Raw genomic sequence first — 17,364 nt, 5'->3', positions numbered from 1 at the left:
TTGTTAGATGGTCCGCCTTTTTTTTTCTAGCATCCCCTCTATATATCACAGATTTCCACTCCTTGTTTGAGAGATGCGATTTTATCCGGCCTTTTTGGAATAAATTCCTGGCCAACATAGCCCTTATATCCTGTTTCCAAAATGGCTTGCATGATGGCAGGATAATACAATTCCTGGCTTTCATCGATTTCGTTTCTACCCGGCACACCACCGGTATGATAATGGGATATGTATGGATGGAATTCTCGGATAGTAGCTATCACATCGCCTTCCATGATCTGCATGTGGTAAATGTCGTAAAGCAGTTTGATGTTTTCGGATGCTACCCGCTTACAGACTTCAGCTCCCCAAGCTGTATGGTCAGCGTGGTAATCCTTGTGGTTCACTTTGCTATTCAGCAACTCCATACACATGATAACGTTGTGTTTTTCGGCGATTGGCATCAACCGCTTAAGTCCTTTTACGCAGTTTTCTATTCCGGTCTCGTCGTCCATGCCGCGTCGATTGCCAGAGAAGCAAATAATTTGTTTAAATCCAGCAGCGGCGACTTGGGGAATTACTTCTTCGTAGCTTTTTACCAATGCATCGTGGTTGTTCGGATCGTTGAAGCCTCGCTCAATGCCCATACCAGCGCCTTGGGGCATGGCACAATCCAGGCCATGTTTTTTCAGAATTGGCCATTCATTGGGGCTCACAAGCTCTATTGACTTTAATCCGATTTCCTTCGCAGCCACACAAAGATCCTCCAGTTCGATGTTATTATAGCACCAGCGACAAACTGAGTGGTTTATGTTTCCTTTTAAGGGCATAGGTAGGCTGTTTTCTGCGGCCATCAACCGCTGGGTTAAGCCGGGGGCAATTAATCCAAGAGTAGCTGTACCCGCCAGCGTTTTAAGGGCTTTTCTCCGTTTGTTTTTTGAGGTTTGCTTCATATCGTTGTTATGGATTAAGAATTTCTTTTTAAACTCATCAAGTACTCTACGAGATCTATTAATTCGTCGGTGCTCATCGCTTTTTCCAATCCAGAAGGCATCATGGAAGACTCCATCTGTGTCATCTTGAGGATATCACTGGTTTTTAATGCTCTACTGATACCTCCCGGCATTTTCAGATCAATGTCCGTCTCTGTTTGACTCGCAATGATGCCGCCGAGCGTGCTTCCGTCTTTCATCTCTATCACGTACCCTTCGTAACCAAAGCTTATACCAGCGTCTGGATGAAGGATGGATAAGTACTGAGCTTCTTTGGAGAGCTTGCTGCCAATTTCAGTCAATTTGGGACCAAAATCCATACCCATATCGCCCACCTGGTGACAGACGGCACAGTTGGTTCGGAAAATACGCTGGCCATTTTCTATGTCACCTGATTTTGCCAATAGCTCGTTTAGTGGAGGAAGAGGATTATCTGATTCACTATCCGACACCAAGTAGGTATTTGCCTCTGCGCGGACACTCTTTCGCCAAGCCCTACTTACCCCTGTGACTGCAGAGGCTTTTAGGTTTTCCGGAAACTTGCCCTGTTTCAACAATTCCAATACCCGGTCTTCGCCACTGTAGCTCCCTCCAATTGCCGACGCTGCCTCACGTCTGATCGCAAGCGGCATAGACTGATCAAAGGCAACAGCCTCTATTAATCCGATAGATTCGCTGGATCCGATCTGCCGTAGGGCCAATAGCATGTTCACTTTCTTCTTTTCGTCTGAACCGCGAAGCACCTGCCTTACCAACTCATTACCGTTTTGTTCCAATAAGGTTGATGCCGAGGTCCTTCCCAGGTTATTGTCAAACTGCTCCAAGGCCATAGCTAATAATCGGGGGTTTTCATCGGATCGTTTGAAGCGTTGAACCATTTCCAAATAGGCCTCTGTACCGTAGGTTTCATCCAGTATGGACTTTAGGGCGGCCTGTGCACTGGGCGAAGACGGTAAATACGTGGGGTCCATGTGCGTTAGTACCAATTTTTTCACCTGACTTTGATTTTCCGGTGTCTCTTGTTGCACCTTTGGGTTTTCCAGCATTTCTATTAAAGCACGGGATTTTTCGGCTTTGGCAGGATTAAAATCAAATGCTCTAAAATAGCGCAGTCTATTTTCTAGGGGAACCGATTCATCGGAGGCCAAGGAGGCTAGGTGCGGGATTGCCTGAGCTGTTCGGGAACGCCAAACAATATCCCGGCCGGATGGGCTGTTCATGGGATCCTTAGCCAATTTGAGCCATGACGAATAAAAGCGATCCCACTGCCCCTCAGCACCGATTCCCAGTGCTTCCAGGTACCAACGATCTTTTCCGTCGTGCTGGGAAGCAAGTTTTGCCCAAAGTTCAGGAGCAGATAGATCGGTCGTGTTCCGTAAGGCAATGGCTGCTTCCCGGCGAACATGCGGATCCGTGTCCTCAACAACTTTGGAAAGAATCGGTATTAAGTCTAGTTTGGTTTGTCGGGCTGCCCGAAGCCCCACAATGCGGATTTCCGGATTTTCATGCTTTAGAGCTTGATCAACGTATTTTGGACCAATACCCGGTACCTTTGCCAGAATCCATAACGCCCGCGCTTTTACCCGTGGGTTTTCATGATTCGCATAGATTTTTGCTAGCACACCTTCTGCCGCCGTTCCCTCCGCCTGTAATTTTTTCCAGGCAAGGTATCGAACGGAAAGATTGGGGTTTTCCAATGCCTTTGCTGCACCCTCAACGGAACTGAAGTCAAACGGTGGTGCCTTATAGGGACTCACAGGGGGAGCAAGACGAAATATTCGTCCCCGGTTTAGATCACCTACTTGGTGACCGCCCACACCAGGGTCATACCAGTCTGCCACCATTAGGGATCCATCGGGAGCTACGCATACATCGGATGGCCTAAACCATTGATCCCGGTCGCCATGCATGAGGTTTACGATTTCGGCTTTATAGCCCGCACCGTCTTTTTGGACTGGATAGGCCCGCACCACATTGGGGCCCGCATCCGTGTGGATCATCTGTCCATGAAACACCTCGGGCAGGAGGTCACCCTCGTAAACCGTCATGCCGGTAGGAGATCCTGCACCGGTTTGCAAAAGATTCGGAACTACCCCGGGATCATTCAGGTGCCAGTGCTGCAAGGGGATCTCCTTTTCTTTGTTGGTACGGTTAGCTCGCCACCCAGCACCGGTCATTTCATCTCGATATCCGTAGTTGCCATACTCCATGACGAAGTTGATACGTACTCCTTGATTCCCATCGTCATCGTTATCAGATTGCCACATGGTACCGTAGGAATCGACAGCAACTTCGTAGTTGTTTCGGAAATTTTGACCTAAAACCTCAACCTCTGAGAAGTCCGGATTGCACCTAAAGACCAGTCCTTCTTTATAATGTTCCTTGGTGATGGGGTTGCCGTTCTGGTCTTTAATAATCTGTCCGTTTCGATCTTTGATCTGTCCTCCGGAATTACCGAAATTAAAATAAAATTTGCCATCAGGCCCAAAAACAAAGGCATGCATACCATGGTCATGTTGCTCCCCGTCGACACCCTGAAATAGAATTTCCTTTTTGTCAGCCATATCGTCTCCATCAGAGTCGGTTAGTAGCCATACGTAAGGACTCTGGGAGACGATGACCTGATTGCCCATCACCCAAATGCCCAAAGGAGCATTCAATGCTGGATCTTGGTAAAAAACCGTGCTTTTGTCTGCCTTGCCATCGCCGTTGGTATCCTCCAAAATGACAATTCGGTCCCCCTCAGATTTCACGTCGTTTCCTGTGATGGCCGGGCGATAATTGTAGGCCTCGCAAACCCACACGCGCCCACGTTGGTCTATGTCTATATTGGTCGGGTTAGTAACCATCGGTTCAGAGGCGAACAGCGTTGCTACTAGGTCTTCATGCACCGTAATCCCTCTCAAGGCGTTTTCAGGAAGGCGCTTTTCTTCCGCAGATAGGGAATCAAAAGGGATTTCATCGTGATTAGCTGAATGGGAATTACAGGAAAAAAGAACGGTGCCAGCCAGTAGCATGGCGAGGAAGAGTGTCGAGCCGCTCGTATTCATGGTATGTACGTTATTGTATTTGGGGTTATTTAACCTCCTAATAAAGGTAAAATTAACCTATAATACCAATGCTTTTTGATTAATTTACCAGACAGTCAGTAGTTTTCTTTTTTCCCTACCTATGGGGTCTTGGGTGGGCTCCAGTTGTTTTTTAGCGGGCGACGTTAGTCTTTTTAGCCAAATAGGGGTACCTTCATAGGGAATAGTAATGCCGATCCAATTTAGGTAGATAACGTGCGGTGTATCCAAGAAAGAATGGTGAATCATACGGTACTTACGATTCCTTTTTCATTAATTTTGACCTGCAATAATCCTTGAAGAAGAATGATGAAGAAACGTACTTTTCTAAAAGCCATGGGTTTGGCCACGGCGGGCCTTTCCTTAACTCCCAATTTGACATTCGCAACCCCCACCGATCGAAAAGTGAGGGTAGGTATAGTGGGGGGCAGATTTGGTACTTCCTTTAGTTTTCACGAGCATCCCAATTGCATAGTAGAGGCGGTAAGTGATTTGAGACAGGATAGGAGGGAGCGTCTCATGCAGGTATATGGTTGCTCTAAAAGCTACAGTTCTTTGGCCGAGCTGTTGAAGGATCCAAAAGTTGAAGCGGTGTTTTTGGCAACACCTGCACCGGATCATGCCGCACACAGCTTGGCAGCGCTGCGGGCAGGTAAGCATGTATTATGTGCGGTACCTATGGCCATGACGGTGGAAGAGTGCGCGATGGTGAAAGAAGAGGTACTTAAAACTGGTCTTACCTATATGATGGCAGAGACCAGTACCTATATGCAAAGCACCATCACGGCAAAGCGCTACTTCAAGGAAGGTAAATTCGGGCATCTGTTCAGCGCCGCTGCAGAGTATAATCATCCCGGGCTGGAAGTCTTATGGTTTGAAGGAGGAAAGCCGACGTGGCGCCATGGACTGGCGCCTATGCATTATCCAACCCATTGTACGGCCTTTTTGATCGCCGTCACGGGCGAGCGACTAACGCACGTGAGTTGCCTGGGCTGGGGCGATGATAGTCCGCTGCTCAAGGGCAATCCCTATAATAATCCCTTTTGGAACGAAACCGCGTTCTTTCAGACCAACCTGGGGCATCCTTTCCGCGTGGAAGTTAACTGGAAGGGTGCGCTGCGAAGTGCCGAGAGGGCCGAATGGAGGGGAAGCCGCATGAGCCTGTACCTGCCGATGGGGCATGGTGACCGGCATGTGAAGGTGCAGGTAGCCGGTGAACTGGGGAAGGACGACGCGGGTTTTGAACATACTGCCAATAGGGTGGAGGACTACTCGCCCACCCAGTGGTGGCTGACAGACATGCTTCCGGAGGCGCTCCGGCACAACAGTGGGCACGAAGGGTCCCACACCTTTATTACTCACGAGTTTATACAAGCCATCGTAGAGGATCGGATGCCGGAGGTCAACGTCTACGAAGCGCTGGCGTATACCGTTCCCGGAATCATAGCCCATCAGTCCGCCCTGAGGAATGGTGAGCGCTTGGCCATCCCGGATTTTGACGATAAGTAAGCAACTATTCGATCATCTGCAGGTACCGCCCCATCCAGTAGGGCAGCAGCCAAAATACCGGCTCGCGGACACGAAAGGGATTGCCTGAAAGGGCATCCCAGGGGTTTTTGTCCCATCGCACCACTGCCCGCAGGCTGGGTGGCTGCAGGGGATCCACCTGTAGATCTTCCAGCACCGGGCTGCGCGTTAATCGTATGTCCTCCCGTTGGCGGTGGTCTATCACCCAATCGATCAGATCCAGTGGGGTGTCTTTTAAAAAGGCCACGCTCGCGGCCAACCCTTCCCGTTTGCCGCGGGTGTAGCTGTAAATAAAGTTGATCAGGGGATTTTGGTCGCCCTCCCGATCTTCAAACCAATCATCCATGTGCTGCTCGTAATAGCTTTTTAGAGCAGGATCCTCCTCTCCAAAAATGAGTAGGGGATAGATATAGGAGGCCAACATGACGTCAAAATAGATAAACCAGGCAGGATTTTGATGCTTGATTTGCCCCATGTTTTCAAGGTAACCCTCTTTTTCGATCAAATGAAGGTAAGCGTCCTGATACCGCTGATTTTGGGTGATGAAATAACCGAATTTAAGGAATCCAAGCATTTCCATCGAATTGAGCGCTCTGTCAGGCAGCCACTCCGGGTTTCGGTTTAGCTGGTCCGGCGACCAGACACCCCAACGGGTTGGCTTTCCATCCAAGTCGGTAAGCGAAAAGTCATGCCTAAGTAGGTGGTCAAGGATCTTACTCACATGGCTTCGGATGATGGATTTTTCGGTTTCATCTGCCACTAACTGGTAGTAAATAAAGTACCCAAACATGTGCCCACACATTTCATCACTGCTTGTGTCTCCTTTCCATTTCCATTTTCCATCAGCAGAAAGGTGCCATCGGGTTTCGACGGGCTTGTAGCGAGGCTCCTTCACTTTTCGAATAGCCATTTCCTGTGGGGTGTACGTGCTATTGGGATCGTGTACTTGTTCCCAGTCAGGGGGGACGATGCTGCGGGCAAAAAAGCCGTCTCTTCCGGTGATTTCTTCCAGTTTTTTCAAGAATCGAAACGCCTTGCCTGCCTTTTCGCGGGCATCCGCAGAACCGGTAGCGGCATAGCGAAAACTCTCCATAGCCAGATACATCGAAGTATATTCCCCATCGTTATCATCATCTTCGGGCACCCATGTGTCCAAGTTTCCTGCCTCAAGTAAGCGAACCTGACCGGCGGTCCAAGGCTCCCTTATATGACGTTCCATCAGGGTTTGATAGAAATAGGCTTCCTTTTCTGCCAGGGTCATGTCAATTGCCTTGATACAACTGACACCTTTCTGGGTGCCTATCCAGGCATTCCCCGCTTCGTCAAATAGAATGGAGGTGACATGATCATTTACCAACCACCTTTTGCTGAACCGTAGGGAATGACTGCCATCTGTATAATACCTTACCACACCCCGCTCCGTACCTACCCAAAATGTACCATCCGGTGATTGAGCTATACAGGTGGTATAGGGAGTCGGCAGACCCTTTTCGGTGGTAATCCGATCTATTACATCCAACTGCCTAAGTTTTGATACACCGCCCAATCCGGATACCCAAAGTATGCCATCACGATCCCAATCCAGTCCGTTTAGATAGGCGCTGATCAGGGTGCCTTTTTCGTATAGATGATGGGTTTCCGAGCCGGTAAATCGATAAAGCCCCACATCGCTGGCAACCCACCAGGCACCATCGGGGCCAACTTTGGCTGATCGTATCGACTGAGGTAGTGAAAAGGATAGCTTCTCGCAACCATGCTCCTCGCATTTCCAGCCTCCGTCGGGTCCAAACGCATACAGATTTCCTTTTGAATCATAGCTCAAAATCGAAATAGGCGTCTCCGGAATTCCAGCTAATGGTACTGCGCCTGTTTCACTGACCGTAAAGAGCCCCTGCCACGTTCCCGCAAATACTTGTTGATCAATTCCGTATATGAGTGAAAATACCGGGCCATTTATTCGTTCATTTGCAGTAGGGTATTCCCATGTCGCATCCTCATGTTTCTTTACAAATACGCCGGACATGGTCGCGGCCCAGATGTGCCCGTCTTTGGTTAGTGCAAGCTGGTTAACCCCAATTGCCGACCCGTCCACATACAGCGGATGAGCCGTATGGGTCTCCTGTGCGAAGGGGAGGTCTTTGTAGGGTTTGAAAGATTTCGTTTGCGCATAGGTAAATACATGCAGAGAAAGCACCAAAGCAGACACAAGGAATTGGAATTTCATGGGCGGGATAGATTTGTTCAATTAATCCATATACCCGAAAGGCGGTTATCTAGACTATTCGGCGTCTATGATTTGGGTAGGTTGAAGTTCCAGTGTAAAGTCTCTCAGGTTGTTCACTTTTTCCTTTATTCCAAAAAAGGTCGCCGCCTGCTGGTATATCGCTTCCCTATGTATTCCTTGTGTTCGGAGGTATTGAATTGAGGTGTGCCCTGCGGACTTGGAGAGTTTGGTTCCGGCATCCGTCAAAAGTGGATGATGAAAGAAGGTCGCTTTGGTGTATGGGTGAAGGCTGGGTGTCAGGGTGGATAAATGTAGCTGTGCCAAGCTGGAATCCCAAAGGTCTGCACCGCGAACCACCAAATCCACGCCAAAGTGGATATCATCCACCACCGAGGCAAGATGGTAGGAGGGAAATCCATCTTTCTTTTGCACAATGAATTGGGACATGGTGCTTGGAAAGGGGAAGTGAATGGTACCGGATGCATACTGCTTTACCGCCACATCTGTTGCACTTTTCTTCAACTTCAGGGCAAAGGGTTTTTTAATGCAGCACTGTCCTGTGCATCCGCTGATGAGCCCCGCTAAGGTCAAATCTTTCCGTGAACAACTACAAGAAAAAAGCTTTCCCATAACTTCTAATTCTGAAAGGTGCTCTTGGTACATAGTCAATCGCCGGTGTTGGCTGTACGTCTTCCGGATATCTTCCACCGTCTTTGGACCTTCGTCCCACGGGATTTCCAAAAATGTCAATGTTTCGAAAATATCAGCAAGGTACTCCGGTTTTAGGCGGGCTTGGTCTAAATCGTCGATCCGAAGCAATATTGCGGCACCGTGCTGTCTAGCAAGTGCCGCTGTAAGGATAAAAGAAAAGGCATTGCCCAAATGTAAAAAGCCACTGGGAGTGGGAGCAATTCGGGTTTTTTGAAAAGACAGCATAGGCAGAAGCGATCAAAAGGGGTCTTCGATGGGAACGAACCGGGCAAACAATTCCTCTTTATACCAGCGTTCCTTTTTCACTCTGCGGATAATTTGCTGGTGAGCGGTGCGATACGCGTAGGTTCTCATTTCCGCCTCTGACGACCATATGCTGAAGGTAGCCTGTTCGATAGCGGGCCATTCTCCGATGCCTTTCGTATATATCAGGCCCTTCGCTTTTTCGGCAGATCGGCTGGCATCGGGTACCTGAAGTAAAAACTCCGGAATTTTTTGCCATCTTACGCGGGCCCGTGTGATTACCATCAATGGGCCCTGTTTGTATTCCGCGGACGCTGTAAAAGGATTTTTTCCTCCCCAGCTCCCGTGGCTTTGTACACAAGCCATCCAATGGGTAGTCTGCGATTCGGCCTGCCGGTCAAAGCGTTTAAACAGTTCACTTGTGTAATAGTGAGCTGCATAGGAAGCGTTTTTCCATACGGTCAGCAAGGCGTAGGTCCTAAAGTCCGGCTTAAGCGAAAAACCAAAACCACCTCCCGTACCCATCAATTTACCAAATAACGTGCCTTCTGTTTGTTGCAAAGCCTTTTGGGCCAGTTGCATTTGGTTAAATGCCCACCATCTGCGGTTTTTTGGATACCTAAAAAAACTGATGGATGTTACCTGTTTGCTTTGATCCATTTCCTGTGGATAAAAAAGAGTTTTTTTCAACAAATATAAAAACTAATCAAACACTTTCCGGATGACGATGTAAATAAGTCCGATGGCTAATGCGACGGTGACTCCTGCAATGACAAATTCCATGTGTTCTATCGTGACGATTCGTTGGGATAAACCATTGTACAGCCCAAAAGGTTTGTGGTTACCGAATTGTTATTTTTATCAGCAAAAAGTCGATTGTTTTGAAAAATATAATTGGATTGCAAAAAATGATGTAAATTTGCTAAAAATTTATCGATTGACTGTATGAATCTATTGCGTCGAAGAAGACTGGCTGTGTCGGGTTTATTTTTTATTACAGGGTTGAGCTTTTCATCCTGGGCTTCCCGAATACCAGATTTTCAGGAATATTTTAGCCTTTCAGAAGGCCAGTTAGGAACCCTATTATTAGGCATGCCGACAGGTTCACTTATAGCACTGCCATTGGCCGCATGGGCGGTGTATAGATACGGTAGTCGCAGCGTAATCCTAGCAGGTGCCAGTATGTATCTTTTCGGATTGATCAGTTTGGGGATAGCGGATAGCCGTTTCCAGTTGGCCATTTTGGTAGTCTTGTTTGGTCTGCTCGGCAATATTATGAACATTTCGCTGAACACCCAGGCTTTGGCTGTCGAAAAAGCCTATGGAAGGAATATATTGAGTTCTTTTCACGGCTCTTGGAGCCTAGCCGGTTTTGCCGGAGCTGCTTTGGGTGCCTTGATGGTATTCTTTCAGCTGACACCGTTACAGCATTACCTGGTAGTTGGTGCGTTGGGTTTTGCGCTGCTACTGCTCGCTCGGCCTTATATTTTTCCGGATGAATCCGGAAAATCAAATTCTGACGGAGGGTTTGTATTCAGGAAACCGGACAGTCTAATCTTTCGAATCGGTTTGGTGGGTTTTTGTGGTATGATGTGCGAAGGTTGCATGTTTGATTGGTCCGGGGTATACATAGCCAAAGTGGTGAATCCGCATCCCTCGTTGGTTGCTTTCGGGTTCTTCGCATTTATGGGCGCAATGGCTTCCGGGCGTTTTTTGGCGGATAAATTTGCCAATAGAATCGGAAAAATAGGCGTGTTGAGAGTAAGTGGTATACTGATTTTCGTCGGTCTGTGTTTAGCGGTACTGTTTCCGAACTTATCGCTGACGTTATTGGGTTTTGCATGTGTAGGTTTAGGTACCGCCGCGGTGGTGCCCCTTTCCTATAGCATTGTAGGAAGGTCTACCACCTATCCTCCAGGCATTGCTATTGCCATGGTATCCACCATTTCCTTTTTCGGGTTCCTGTTGGGTCCCCCAATTATCGGGTTTATTGCTGAGTTACTCAATCTACAGGCTTCATTTGCCATCATTTCACTGATGGGACTTACCATCGCCCTGTTGGTTAGTATTAAGCAAGAGGTGTTAGTACCTTCCAACAGGTAAAGGATTCGTAAATAGCTACCTGAGAGGTTCAGGACGCAATTTCGGCGTTTATAAGCCATACATTAAAAAACTAAAAAGGCCTGTCGGAATTCAAAATTCCGACAGGCCTTGCTTATTCCTAGTCGACTATTTTTTGACTAGACGTATTCATCGGCTAGTGAAAGGGAGCTACCCATTCGTTATTGCGGTTGGTGCTGATGATGCGGTTGATGTTGTGCGTAATTATGGCAGTACCCGCTTCTACATCGTACGTAAAGGCGTCGATTTCCGTATTGATGCTTTGAATAAACGGGGGAATTACTGGGACAGTGCCTGGGTGATCTTCGTCGATATTTTCGTTGGCAAGGTATTCGATTTCACTTATCACCAGCCTAACTCCCATATCAGCCAGTCTTCTTCCTTCGCCAATAAATATTTCTTGTCGTAGCAAGTATACCAATTCCAGCGCGGTTTCCTCGGAATCCAACGCTTCCTCTATCAGCTGGGATGTCACGGAAGTTCCGGATATTGTGGGCACTGTAATATCTCCAGTCTTTCGATCCAAGACTAATCCTGAACGGAGAGGATCTTGAGGGCTTGCGGCGATGGCTACGTTCGCCTTATCAGGTCTAGATCCAGGATTGTTTTGGGTTCTGTCCTGTTGGTCGTTATTGAACGTGGAGGTAGGTCGTCCGTTCACCAATTCGAGAAGGCTCTTCAAGGTGGATTCGGCTCCGGAGAGATTGCCGTCTGAAACTTGTGCTTCGGCGATAATCAAATGGGCTTCTTCAATTTTAAACAAGGTGACAGGACTGGCTTCACTTGCCCCTCGAAAGTAGTATTTTGGATCAAGGAAATCCAGTCTAGGGAGTGCTTGTAGGTCATCGAAATTTCCCCGGTCAAACATGGCCGTTTGGGCTCGGTTTAACGGGGCTTGGGCTTGATCAAATTGAACCTGATAAAGCAAATTTGAAGATTTGGAAATGGCCGCCTGGGCGTTGGTTACCGCTTCAGTTTTATTCCCTAGCCTGTAATATGCCCGTGCTTTTGCGAGGGTGGCAGCAGCACTGATTGTGGGGTCGGTGGAGTTTTCGGCCAATGAAAAGGCGGCAATGGAGGCATTTAGGATATCCTGCCATCCTACCGCTTCTCCTCCTGGAGCTATGGGCAAGAAGGTAAAATATTCTCCACTTAATAGCATGGAATAACCTTTGAGGAAATTTAGCTCAGCGATTTGATCCGCAGTAGTCGCTGCATCAGCATTGCTGACAATATTCAATCCATAATCTGCCATCTCACGTAGCCGGTGCAATTCACGCTGGAATGCATTGATGTCGGTATCTACCGGCCGAATGGTTAATCGGTCTAAGTTTTGATTGTAGAACGTCATTACGTTCTGGTAATTATCTGAGCCGATTTCCGTGAGTACCACATGTTCGTTGGTGGTTAGGGCCAATTGCCGTCTAACACCTCTCACCCAAGGAGCCATTGGGTTAGCAGTGCTTAGAATGGCGTCCTCAGTAAGATTGGGATTGATTACTTCGGTAGGATCAATCAGTTCACAGCCGGAGATAGTCATCATCCCGGCCAGAAATATGGGAGTATAGTTTTTTAGAAATTTCATCTTTAGGGGGGTTAAAAGCTTACTCTTACGGTTCCTAAATACGTTCTGGGCAGTGATTCGGTGCCAAATCCAAATCCACCTCCACCGAAGCTGTTTTGGGTTCCGAAACCGGCTCCACTTACCTCTGGATCCACATCGGCCCGGAAGAAATTGATTGGGTTGGTAACATTAAACCCAACGCTTAATCTCTTAAACGCATTGCCAATAACAGCGGTGGGTACATCGTAACTCAGGGCTATATTTCGGATTTTGAAATAATCGGAACTTTGAACCCAAAGTGCCGCAAGATCGAAGAAGCTTTCGTTTGCAAGGTTATCCGGGATGACCGTTGATGCACCCGCAAAGTAGCGCAAAACGTCATCTACAACCACCGTTTGACCACCGGTCTGATAGTCTCCGGTCACGAATAAGTTCCATCTTTTATAGGTAGTATTGATACTGAGCGACCCGAAATTAGGTGCGATCGGACTGCCAATCGAAGCGTTTGTCTCGACACTTTCTAAGTCACCTTCACCATTCAGTATAGGACGATTTGCCCTAAAATAGCCTAGGGGTTCTCCTTCTTTTACGAAAGAACCGAGAAAAGTGAATCCGCCTACATTAAATTCTGGCGCTCCGCCGGACGAAACGACCAGGTTTTGCACCGTGTTGTATGATGCCGACACATTGACATTCCAATCGTTGGATTCTACCACGACAAAATTTGCACCGATTTCCCATCCTTTGTTTTCTATTTCACCGATATTTCTAAGTTGATTACCCAAACCAAATGAAGGGGCAAAAGGTGCCGAAAACAAGGCATCTCTCGTGAGGGAATGGTATCGGGTTACCTGAAGTTTGATTCGGTCTGTAAAAAAACCAATGTCACCGCCTATTTCGGTAGTAGCAGTGCGCTCAGGCTTTAAGGTGGGGTCTCCTGGGTTTCCAAAGGTGTATGTTGGGACTCCCAAAAAGGTATTTGTGTTGATTAACCGGTCGTTTCTAAAAGGTTCGGGAAAATTGCCAGCCACCCCATGATTCGCCCTGAATTTGACAGTTGACAGGGTATTGATCGAGAAGGCATCCCTGAAGAATTTTTCGTCCGATAAATTGTAAGCCACTCCGATGGTAGGGAATACCTGTAGCCCTATTTCGGAGCCAAAGGCGGTGTTACCGTCTACCCTGATTCCACCTTCTACAAAGACCTTATCTCGAATACCAATGTTTTCTTTTACGAAAAATCCGTAATTGGTAACGGCTAGAAGAAAGTCCTCTACACTTTTCTCCCCCGCATTATTGATGGAGATGGATCCTTCGGTTACGTTGGTAGCTTCGATCAGAATCTGTTCGTCTTGGTTTCTAAAAAACTGTCCACCGGCGATGGTAAGGAAGGAGAAATCCTTCATATCCTTTTTCCAAGTCACATCAGCCTGACCGGTAAGGGTGAAAAAGGATCTTTCGAACACATCTATCGTACCTCGGTCGTTGGTTCCTGCAGGCGCATTTCCACGCACAATCAACTGTTGGTTTGTGGTGATGTCCCGCTGTCGGCTATTTCTGGAGTCTATCCCAAAGATTGCCCTGGCCGACACCTGATCATTAAATTTGAAATTGAATTGATGTGAATTTTGGAACCTCCTGACCCTTTCTGTAACATTGGTCAGGTCAATGACGTTTCGAACCACTTGACTGATCGAGTCCAGTTGGGCGCGGGATTTGGTGCGGAGGTCGCCCCATCTCGCCACAGTCTCCAAGTTGCCAAACTCACTAAAGGAACTGTTCGCATTGTAATCCCTCGAGAATTGGTTGCTCGAAAATCCGGCTGAGCTTTGATAGGTGATCCAATTGTTTACTTTAGCCATGATGCCACCTCTGAAATTTCGGCGAATCTGTCCTACACCATAGCGGAAACTTTCATCCCCGTACAGATTGCCGGAAAAACTGTAGGTTAAATTTTCCGTCCCACCGTCAATGCCTAGTCGATAGCTTTGCTGCAAGCCCGGACGAAACAGAATATCGGCGGTTTCTTGGTAGAATAGGTAATCCCGTGTGCCTACTTGAGCACCATGCTGTGTTTCCAGGTTGACTCTAGCTTGGCCTTGTTTTCCTTTTTTGGTGAAAATCTGGATCACGCCATTCGCTGCATCCGCACCATATAGTGTGGTGGCTGCACCACCTTTCACGTACTCAATGCTTTCAATGTTTTCTACCGGAATATCCGCTATGGCGCTACTTTGAGCACCTCCCGTTTCAAGCGAAAGTTGAGCCGCCGAATTCAGGTTATCTACTCTCACACCGTCTACATAGATGACCGGCGTGGTTCCTACTGCAGCAGAAATTGGTCCCCTAGATCGGATGAAAGACGCTGTACCGGGCTGTCCCGATCCAAGTCGGATTTGCGCATTTGGCATGTTTGACCGAAGGATCTGATCCAATTGCACCACTGGCACTTTGTAAATATCCTCCTCACTCATTCGGTCCACGGTTATCGGTAGCCGCCTTTTTTCTATACCCTCGCCTTGACCCGTGATGACGATCTCCTGTAGGATACGAACATCCGTCTCTAAGATCACATTAATCGTCGTTCGGTTCAAGATAGGAATTTCCTGACTAGTGTAACCGACAAAACTGAATACAAGCGTTTCGTACCCTTGTGGAACACTGAGCGAATACCGGCCGTCTAGGTCGGTCACCGTACCTAAGGTACTACCCTTCACACTAACATTTGCACCGGGTATACCACCAGGTTCGTCCGCTGAGGTTACCCGCCCGCTTATGGTCAGACTCTGTGCCAGACCCATGCAAACGAAGGCAAATGAAATTACTGCCGTGAGTATTGTTTTTTTCATAACCTTATTTTAAATGATGTACGAATAGATTTAAAAATTTTTGCAAAAATAGTAATTTATTAATATATTTACAATGATTTTTCGATCATAATAAATGGAAATCAAAGGGAATTGGGATATTAGGGAGTTTAACTTTTATTAATCAAGAAACTCGGTTTCTTGCACAAAAAATCGGATATCATTGCCTGATTCTCGTAAGTAAACAACTATCATACAACGAAAGTTCAAGTTAATTAATCGATTTAATGTATAAGGGGAGCGTTTGATGGAAGATCTAAACGGCCATTTTTGTTTCCGAACATGATATAAGGGCTTTTGGCCAATTGGTATCTACTTTTTTTTTCGGTCTGAAGGATATGCCGTATCTTCCGTTTTGAATTTCGTTTTATCCAAATACCAATAGTCAATGAGCAACCCCAATATAACCCTGATTCTAGCTGGGATCTTTGGTTTGTTTGTACGATGCAGTTCGGCTGATCCCCGATCAGCAGCTGAATCGAAGCCTAATATCGTGGTGATATACCTAGATGATCTAGGTTACGGAGACATGAGTGCATACGGTGCAAAAAGTTTAAAGACGCCCCATATGGATCGGCTAGCGAATGAGGGGGTAAGATTTACCAATGGTTACGCATCCTCCGCCACTTGCAGTCCAAGTCGTTATGCGCTTCTTACCGGAAGGTATCCCTGGCGGAACGCGGATGCGAAGATTTTGCCGGGTACGGCTCCTTTGTTGATCGGAACGGACGAGCTTACCCTTCCCAAGATGTTGAAGGAGCAGGGATATACTACGGCGGTGGTGGGTAAGTGGCACTTGGGATTAGGAGACGGGATGGTAGATTGGAACCAAAGGGTAAGTCCCGGGCCCAATGAAATTGGATTTGATTATTCGTATATCATGGCTGCCACACAGGACAGGGTGCCTACGGTGTACCTTGAAAATGGCCTCGTTGAGGGGTTGGATTCGACAGATCCGATACTTGTGGACTATGGAAAAAATTTCGAGGGAGAGCCAACTGGAAAAGACAATCCTGAGCTGCTTCGGATTCGTTGGCACCACGGACACAACAACAGCATCGTAAACGGAATTCCCCGTATTGGCTACATGAAAGGTGGAGAAAGGGCAAAATGGGTGGACGAAGATATGGCAGATCGTTTTTTGGAAAAGTCTAAGTCGTTTATCGGGCAACATGCAGATAAGCCATTTTTCCTTTATTATGCACTTCAACAGCCCCATGTGCCGAGAACACCCCATCCCCGTTTTGAAGGAAGCTCGGGTATGGGACCTAGAGGGGATGTAATCCTAGAGGCGGATTGGTGTGTCGGTGAACTGTTACAGACTTTGGAAAAAGAGGGTTTGCTGGAGAATACGCTGGTTATTTTTACCTCTGATAATGGCCCGGTGCTGAACGACGGGTATTATGACGATGCAGTGGAACTCTTGGGAAGCCATAAGCCTGCTGGGCCACTTAGAGGGGGAAAGTATAGCTTGTTTGAGGCAGGCACCCGGGTTCCGTTTATGGCCTACTGGAAAGGAACTATCGCTCCCAAGGTTTCTGGTGCCCTGATCAGTCAGATCGATTTGCTTAACTCGCTGGCCCAACTTGCCGGAAGTGAATACCGGAGCGAGGATGGGGAAGAGTTACTGGATGTGTTGATGGGAAAAAGCGATCAAGGCCGTGAAACGCTGGTGTTGGAAGCAACTACCAGGACCGCACTTAGGCATCAAAATTGGGTGATGATCCCACCCTATAAAGGACCTACGATAAACCAAATGGTCAATATTGAACTTGGAAACGATGGCGATTTCCAACTGTATGATCTTGACAGTGATATCGGGCAACAGCGAAACCTCGCTTCTGAAAATAAAGCAAAGCTCCAAGAAATGGTTACGTTGTTCGTTAGTATTCGAGGGGATAGGTACCTCGACACGGAAGCATTGGAACTCAAGTAGGTTCGCTACATGCTCCAGAATAAAGGTAGCTCCTGAGAGGCCGGAGCATTGCCCGTTCCGCCATCGGATTTCAAAAGCAATTAATTTAATCGCTGGATTCTCTCTTCAAATTAAATTATGTTTGAGCCTTTG

At 47.4% G+C, this 17,364-nt stretch carries 10 protein-coding genes; 3 read left to right on the top strand and 7 right to left on the bottom strand.

Annotation, left to right across the window (positions count from 1 at the left end):
* Nucleotides 1–38 precede the first annotated feature (38 nt).
* Both IAQ59_RS08170 and IAQ59_RS08165 read right to left on the bottom strand, forming a co-directional pair.
* Nucleotides 39–932: a hydroxypyruvate isomerase family protein gene (locus tag IAQ59_RS08170; RefSeq protein WP_209330303.1), complete on the bottom strand. Its 894-nt coding sequence runs from the start codon at nucleotides 930–932 to the stop codon at nucleotides 39–41.
* Nucleotides 933–946: 14 nt separating this feature from the next.
* Nucleotides 947–4,021: a PVC-type heme-binding CxxCH protein gene (locus IAQ59_RS08165; RefSeq protein ID WP_209330302.1), complete on the bottom strand. Its 3,075-nt coding sequence runs from the start codon at nucleotides 4,019–4,021 to the stop codon at nucleotides 947–949.
* A 324-nt stretch (nucleotides 4,022–4,345) separates the two neighbouring features.
* On the opposite strand from IAQ59_RS08165, the gene IAQ59_RS08160 reads away from it, so the two are divergent.
* Nucleotides 4,346–5,548, top strand: coding sequence for a Gfo/Idh/MocA family protein (locus tag IAQ59_RS08160; protein WP_245189495.1), 1,203 nt, complete (start codon nucleotides 4,346–4,348; stop codon nucleotides 5,546–5,548).
* 4 nt (nucleotides 5,549–5,552) lie between these two features.
* Here IAQ59_RS08160 and IAQ59_RS08155 read toward each other — a convergent pair whose 3' ends face one another.
* Genes IAQ59_RS08155 through IAQ59_RS08145 form a run of 3 tightly spaced genes read right to left on the bottom strand, consistent with a single transcriptional unit; the run spans nucleotide 5,553 to nucleotide 9,404 of the window.
* Nucleotides 5,553–7,790, bottom strand: coding sequence for a ligand-binding sensor domain-containing protein (locus tag IAQ59_RS08155; RefSeq protein WP_209330301.1), 2,238 nt, complete (start codon nucleotides 7,788–7,790; stop codon nucleotides 5,553–5,555).
* Between the two features lie 54 nt (nucleotides 7,791–7,844).
* A complete protein-coding gene (locus tag IAQ59_RS08150) occupies nucleotides 7,845–8,726 on the bottom strand; it encodes a glutamate--tRNA ligase family protein (protein WP_209330300.1) in 882 nt (293 codons plus the stop codon).
* A gap of 12 nt (nucleotides 8,727–8,738) precedes the next feature.
* A complete protein-coding gene (locus tag IAQ59_RS08145; protein ID WP_209330299.1) occupies nucleotides 8,739–9,404 on the bottom strand; it encodes a spheroidene monooxygenase in 666 nt (221 codons plus the stop codon).
* 285 nt (nucleotides 9,405–9,689) lie between these two features.
* Between IAQ59_RS08145 and IAQ59_RS08140 the strand changes: the two genes are divergently transcribed.
* On the top strand, nucleotides 9,690–10,847 hold the full coding sequence (locus tag IAQ59_RS08140) for an MFS transporter (RefSeq protein ID WP_209330298.1): 1,158 nt from the start codon (nucleotides 9,690–9,692) through the stop codon (nucleotides 10,845–10,847).
* A 154-nt stretch (nucleotides 10,848–11,001) separates the two neighbouring features.
* On the opposite strand, the gene IAQ59_RS08135 is transcribed toward IAQ59_RS08140, so the two are convergent.
* Together IAQ59_RS08135 and IAQ59_RS08130 are read right to left on the bottom strand one after the other, a co-directional pair.
* Entirely contained in the window at nucleotides 11,002–12,450 is a 1,449-nt protein-coding gene (locus tag IAQ59_RS08135; RefSeq protein WP_209330297.1) for a hypothetical protein, read from the bottom strand.
* An 11-nt stretch (nucleotides 12,451–12,461) separates the two neighbouring features.
* Complete coding sequence (locus tag IAQ59_RS08130) at nucleotides 12,462–15,278, bottom strand: TonB-dependent receptor domain-containing protein (RefSeq protein WP_209330296.1); 2,817 nt, start codon at nucleotides 15,276–15,278, stop codon at nucleotides 12,462–12,464.
* Nucleotides 15,279–15,684: 406 nt separating this feature from the next.
* On the opposite strand from IAQ59_RS08130, the gene IAQ59_RS08125 reads away from it, so the two are divergent.
* Complete coding sequence (locus IAQ59_RS08125) at nucleotides 15,685–17,232, top strand: sulfatase family protein (RefSeq protein ID WP_209330295.1); 1,548 nt, start codon at nucleotides 15,685–15,687, stop codon at nucleotides 17,230–17,232.
* Nucleotides 17,233–17,364: the final 132 nt, after the last annotated feature.

This window comes from Lunatimonas salinarum (assembly GCF_017811155.1).
Classification (GTDB): Bacteria; Bacteroidota; Bacteroidia; order Cytophagales; family Cyclobacteriaceae; genus Lunatimonas; species Lunatimonas salinarum.
Note: the sequence above shows the minus strand (reverse complement) of the source record. Positions and strands in the feature narration are given on the sequence as shown.

Coding starts and splice junctions, on each gene's coding strand:
- IAQ59_RS08170 (WP_209330303.1), bottom strand. CDS start 932: ATGAAGCAAACCTCAAAAAACAAACGGAGAAAAGCCCTTAAAACGCTG.
- IAQ59_RS08165 (WP_209330302.1), bottom strand. CDS start 4,021: ATGAATACGAGCGGCTCGACACTCTTCCTCGCCATGCTACTGGCTGGC.
- IAQ59_RS08160 (WP_245189495.1), top strand. CDS start 4,346: ATGATGAAGAAACGTACTTTTCTAAAAGCCATGGGTTTGGCCACGGCG.
- IAQ59_RS08155 (WP_209330301.1), bottom strand. CDS start 7,790: ATGAAATTCCAATTCCTTGTGTCTGCTTTGGTGCTTTCTCTGCATGTA.
- IAQ59_RS08150 (WP_209330300.1), bottom strand. CDS start 8,726: ATGCTGTCTTTTCAAAAAACCCGAATTGCTCCCACTCCCAGTGGCTTT.
- IAQ59_RS08145 (WP_209330299.1), bottom strand. CDS start 9,404: ATGGATCAAAGCAAACAGGTAACATCCATCAGTTTTTTTAGGTATCCA.
- IAQ59_RS08140 (WP_209330298.1), top strand. CDS start 9,690: ATGAATCTATTGCGTCGAAGAAGACTGGCTGTGTCGGGTTTATTTTTT.
- IAQ59_RS08135 (WP_209330297.1), bottom strand. CDS start 12,450: ATGAAATTTCTAAAAAACTATACTCCCATATTTCTGGCCGGGATGATG.
- IAQ59_RS08130 (WP_209330296.1), bottom strand. CDS start 15,278: ATGAAAAAAACAATACTCACGGCAGTAATTTCATTTGCCTTCGTTTGC.
- IAQ59_RS08125 (WP_209330295.1), top strand. CDS start 15,685: ATGAGCAACCCCAATATAACCCTGATTCTAGCTGGGATCTTTGGTTTG.